At 59.1% G+C, this 4,957-nt stretch carries 6 protein-coding genes; all 6 read right to left on the bottom strand.

Going from position 1 to position 4,957, the window contains the following annotated elements:
- A partial coding sequence (locus ACE3OH_RS19240) for a GGDEF domain-containing protein (protein ID WP_374356996.1) occupies nucleotides 1-1,730 on the bottom strand: 1,730 nt, incomplete at its 3' end.
- A gap of 354 nt (nucleotides 1,731-2,084) precedes the next feature.
- A complete protein-coding gene (gene rplI, locus ACE3OH_RS19235; protein ID WP_374356994.1) occupies nucleotides 2,085-2,534 on the bottom strand; it encodes a 50S ribosomal protein L9 in 450 nt (149 codons plus the stop codon).
- A 20-nt stretch (nucleotides 2,535-2,554) separates the two neighbouring features.
- Nucleotides 2,555-2,782, bottom strand: coding sequence for a 30S ribosomal protein S18 (gene rpsR, locus ACE3OH_RS19230; RefSeq protein ID WP_374356992.1), 228 nt, complete (start codon nucleotides 2,780-2,782; stop codon nucleotides 2,555-2,557).
- A gap of 15 nt (nucleotides 2,783-2,797) precedes the next feature.
- Nucleotides 2,798-3,073, bottom strand: coding sequence for a primosomal replication protein N (gene priB / locus ACE3OH_RS19225; RefSeq protein WP_374356990.1), 276 nt, complete (start codon nucleotides 3,071-3,073; stop codon nucleotides 2,798-2,800).
- 60 nt (nucleotides 3,074-3,133) lie between these two features.
- On the bottom strand, nucleotides 3,134-3,505 hold the full coding sequence (gene rpsF, locus ACE3OH_RS19220) for a 30S ribosomal protein S6 (RefSeq protein WP_374356988.1): 372 nt from the start codon (nucleotides 3,503-3,505) through the stop codon (nucleotides 3,134-3,136).
- 398 nt (nucleotides 3,506-3,903) lie between these two features.
- A partial coding sequence (locus tag ACE3OH_RS19215) for an acetyl-CoA hydrolase/transferase C-terminal domain-containing protein (RefSeq protein ID WP_374356986.1) occupies nucleotides 3,904-4,957 on the bottom strand: 1,054 nt, incomplete at its 5' end.

Here is a 4,957-nt window from a genome sequence, read left to right as displayed (position 1 = left end):
TGGCTCTCGCCATCGATATAGCGCGTGACACCGGCCGAGAAGGTGATCAGCACCCGTTCGTTGTTATGCAGGAAAAAGCGCCGGGTCAGCTCCCGCTGCACCCGCCGCATCACGCTGGCCGCTTCCTTCAAATCGGTCTCTGGCAGCAACACCACAAATTCTTCGCCACCATAGCGGGCGATGACATCGGTGGGCCGCAACACCACTTTCACCACATCCACCAAATGCACCAGCGCTTCGTCACCGGCCTGATGGCCGCGCTGGTCGTTCAGCTTCTTGAAATTGTCGATATCGAGCAAGGCCACGCACAACGGCTTGCCACTGCGTTCCTTGCGCGCCAGCTCGGTTTCGAATGATTCTTTGAAACCACGGCGGTTGAGCGCGCCGGTAAGCTGGTCCTCACGGATCTTTTCGCTGACCAGGCGCAGCTGTCGTTCCAGCTCGCTGACGCGCACCCCGGCCTGCTCGGCCTTGGCACGCGCCTCCACCAGCTCGTCGCGCGAGCGGGTCATATCCAGCTGCATGACGCGGGTATCCTGCATCAATTCGCTGAGCAGGCCCTGCAGCTCGCTGATTCCCTTGGTCTGCTCGATACGACCGGCATAGGTTTCGATCTTTTCGCTATAGCCACTGGTACTGTCGGCCATATCGCCAAGGCGGTCGATAAACAGGGTGACCATATCCTTGAGCATGGTCTGCGCTTCATCCAGGCTGTGCTTGAGCGAGGCTTGCTTGTAGATGACTTCCTTGAACGCCGCTTCGACATCGTAGAGCCGGTTGGTGCTGAGCGGTTGCGATAGCAGCTCGCGTATCACCGCCACCTGCCCCTTTATCCAATCATCCGGGCCGCAAATGGTCAGCAAGTTCTCGCATAGCAGCAGCAACAAATTGGACAGGGCCGTGGCAACGCGCCCATCACGCTCGCCACGCAGCTCCAGCTGGATCCAGAATTTTTTCAAACGACCTTGCAGGAATTCCAGTCCCTGAGCGCTGGTGACCGCCTCGGCCGCCAAGGCGAGGCTGCTCGCCTCCTCGGCCAGCTCCGGATAGCCGGACAGACGCTCCGCCACCCCCATGCGCAGGGCTTTCACCAGTAGCTCGCGCCAGCGGCGCCAGTCCATATCAACGGCAGCACTGGCCGATGCAGCCTCCTCTGCAATGGGCAAGGCCGTGGTGGTCTCGTTGCCAGCCACACCTGCCGCCGTTTCCAGCGGAGCGATATCACCACCTGCGCTGGCGCCATCAGCCCAGCTCTGGATCAATGCCGCGAGTTTTTCATTGAGCAGATTCGGGTAATTGCCGAAGTTGAGCAGCACCTTGGCCAGCGATTCCTGCTTGCGCGCCACGCTGAAATGCGGGCTGCGCAAGTCCCATTGCGTAATCAGATCGCGTATCAGCTCCGACCAGGACTTGACCAGATTGGCCTGCCCACCCTGCCCTTCGACTGCCTGCACCACCAAGGGTGGAATGCTTGACCATTCACGGGAAAGCGCCGCCTTTTCAATCAGGCCGATTTGCCGCTGCAATTCGCCATGCTGTTGCGGGCAGGCGCGCAATAGCGCTACGAATTCCGTCACCAAGGCGGCAATGCCGCCACTATTGCGAGGTGTACCGGCAATCTCGGCGTAAATTTCTTCGTATCGGTCCGGCGTTGGCGCAATGCGCCGCGCTGCCAGCTGCTTCAGCGTTTCACGGGCAATATCGGTGGGATTGTGTAGTTTGGCTGTCATGCTGTCTGCCGTAGGGGGACGGTTCAGGCGCTCAAGCTAGCCACCTGCCTGCAGGAACATGTCGGTACTATAGATTCCACTTCGACTGACACCTAGAAATTGCCTTGAGAAACACCGAACGCATCGTGTTTCCAAACGCCACAGGCTGCCATCGGGAACCCGGCGCTTTCGCCGCAGCGCATAAGCAATGGATCTATTGCCTAGCTACCCGCCTCCGCCCTCCCGCACTGCGCATGAGAACCGCGCCATACGCGCATCGGGTGGTTCACCCACTGGTTTCAATGCCCACAAACGACAAAAAGGGATTCGATTGCTCGAATCCCTTTTTGCAGGTGAAGCAGCGCGATCAGCGAATTACTCGCCAACCACCGTCAGCTTCACATCAACCGTTACATCGTGGTGCAGAGCGATGGTAACCGTGTACTCGCCGATCGCCTTGAACGGGCCATCCGGCAGACGGATTTCCATCTTGCTGACTGCAACGCCGGACGCCTTGGTCACGGCTTCAGCGATGTCGTGGTTGGTTACCGAACCGAACAGACGACCATCAACGCCAGCCTTCTGGGCGATGGTGGTGGCGAAGTCGGCCAGCTTGTCGGCGCGGGCTTGTGCGTCGGCCAGGATTGCGGCTTGCTGCTTTTCCAGCTCAGCGCGACGGACTTCGAAGTCCTTCAGATTGGCTTCGGTAGCACGACGAGCCTTGCCTTGCGGGATCAGGAAGTTACGGGCGTAACCTTCCTTGACCTTGACGACGTCGCCCAGACCACCGAGGTTGGCAACTTTTTCGAGCAGAATGATTTGCATGATTGAGTTCCTTCGCTCGCTTAGTGCAGGTCGGTGTACGGCATCAGGGCCAGGAAACGGGCGCGCTTGATTGCGGTGGACAGCTGACGCTGGAAGCGGGTCTTGGTACCAGTGATACGGGCCGGAATGATGCGGCCGTTTTCATTGATGAAGTCCTTCAGCAGGTTGACGTCTTTGTAGTCAACTTCCTTGATGCCTTCGGCGGTGAAGCGGCAGAATTTCCGGCGCTTGAACAGATGACGGGACATGATGGCCTCTCGTATTCAGATAACTGGGGGTGGTGTGCTCGGGGCAGCTTTCCAGCGGGCAACGTGCAATACCAGATTGGCTTTGTAGCGTTGGTGACGTGCGGCAAAAAAGCCCTTGACGAGCAATTGCACACCTTCATCCAGCGCGGCAATGGCCAGCGCCTCTTTACCCAGGCAGATGCAGTTGAAATGACACTGCACCCGTCGTTCGAGTCCGGCTTCGTTTTGGGTCGATTCGTGCTGCAATTTGAATTCGACCACCGGAATGCCGGCCGGGGTATAGCGAAGCACCGATTTTTCAATCAGCACACCGCTGGCTACAACCTGATTGCGCGTGCCCAAGGGCAACCCTTAGGCAGCAGCCGCTTCCTTGGCTTCAGCAGCCGGGGTCAGCGACTTCGACTTTTCTTCCTTCATCATCGGCGATGGCTCAGTGATGGCAGCATCGGTCTTGATGGTGAGGTGGCGCAGCACGGCGTCATTGAACTTGAAAGCATGTTCCAGTTCGTCCAGCGTGCTTTGACCGATTTCGATGTTCATCAAGACATAGTGTGCCTTGTGAATCTTCTGGATCGGGTAAGCCAGCTGACGACGGCCCCAGTCTTCCAGGCGGTGAATCTTGCCGCCTTCATTGTTGATCATCGTCTTGTAGCGCTCGATCATGGCGGGCACTTGCTCGCTTTGATCGGGATGCACGATGAACACGATTTCGTAGTGTCGCATGCGATCTCCTTGCGGATTAAACAGCCCCCCGTCATGCGGTAACGGTGAGGCAAGGGTGGGAAAGCCGGCTATTCTAGCGCCGATTACACAAAAGCAGCAAGAAGATCAATAAGTAAGGCCAACAATATCAAGTACCGTGCGCTTTAACACATGGGGGATGCGTTGACGCCTGCTCGACCGCTTCCAGCCAATCGCTCCAAAGCGCCGCATCGGCTGGCTTACCCGCTTCGCGAATCGCCATGCTGCCAAGCGGCGACAACAGCCAAATCGGCAGGCACCGAGCACAGTGGTAACACAGAGTGCACCAGAATTGGCCAGACCTTGCCGGATGCGCGCTGTGTGCTCCGTGATCTCAGTGCACTCAGTGTCTACAGGTTTCAGGGGCTTAATGCCGCAGCCTACAGATTGCCGATAAACAACCGACGCAGCAGCAAAGACTTGAGGTCATGCGTTTCCTGCAGGCCGAGGCGCTCCAGCCAGCCGGCCGGCACTTCCTGGTCGCCGAACCAGCCGCGCAGGGCCGAGGCCACCAGTTCCAGCGGATTCTCGCTGGCATGCTTGAGCTTTTGCAGCACGCCTATCATTGCCAGTTCGTCCGGGGTGAAGTCGGTGCCGAACGGGAAGTCCGGCAACAAGCCAGCCGCCTCCCATGGCGCCAGTCTTGCTTCCAGCGCTGCGGGCAGATTGTTGCGGAAAGCCTCTGGCACCGCCCAGCCGGCCTCCAGCTTGCCATTGCCTTGCGCGGACTCGATCAATTCATCCTGAAAGCGCGAATCGGCAATACAGATGAGGCGCTTGACCACTTCGGCGTCGGACTGGCCGCGCAGATCCGCCACTCCGTATTCGGTAATCACCACATCGCGCAAATGGCGCGGAATGGTGGTGTGGCCGTAGTTCCACAGGATATTCGAGCGAATATCGCCGCCCGACTCGCGGGTAGCACGCAGCATGATGATGGATCGCGCATCGGCCAGCGCATGGGCCATGGCGACAAAGTTGTATTGCCCTCCCACACCCGACACCACTTGGCCGGTTTCCAGGCCGTCGGACACTGCCGCACCGAGCAGGGTCACCATCATGGCGGTGTTCATGAAACGGGCGCGGCGGCGTTGGGCGCGCGCCAGTTCGCCGTGGCCGTACAGCTGATTGATAAAGTCGATGCGATGCATCTCGATACGCGCCTTGTCGCTTGGCGCCAGGGCGCGCAGTCGCTGATAAAAATCTTCCGGCCCGAGGAAGAAGCCGCCGTGCAGGCAGATGCCGCCGGTCAGGCGCTTGCCAGCCAGCTCGGCGATGATGCGCTCGCGTGAGCCGGCATTGTGGATATCGGCATCGTACTGTTCGCCATCCAGCAGCAACTTGCCACTGGCCCAGCTCACCTCGCTGCGCAGAATGCCGAAGCGCTGCAACCACGCTACATCCTTTGCCCGCAGCGGCGACACGATGCAGTCC

This window comes from Chitinimonas sp., assembly GCF_041904975.1.
Lineage (GTDB): Bacteria > Pseudomonadota > Gammaproteobacteria > Burkholderiales > Chitinimonadaceae > Chitinimonas.
The sequence above is the reverse complement of the archived record's forward strand: the minus strand, read 5'-3'. Positions and strand labels throughout refer to the sequence as shown.

What these genes read in the sequence shown, in the direction of transcription:
- rplI (WP_374356994.1), bottom strand. Translation starts at nt 2,534, where the DNA reads ATGCAAATCATTCTGCTCGAAAAAGTTGCCAACCTCGGTGGTCTGGGC.
- rpsR (WP_374356992.1), bottom strand. Translation starts at nt 2,782, where the DNA reads ATGTCCCGTCATCTGTTCAAGCGCCGGAAATTCTGCCGCTTCACCGCC.
- rpsF (WP_374356988.1), bottom strand. Translation starts at nt 3,505, where the DNA reads ATGCGACACTACGAAATCGTGTTCATCGTGCATCCCGATCAAAGCGAG.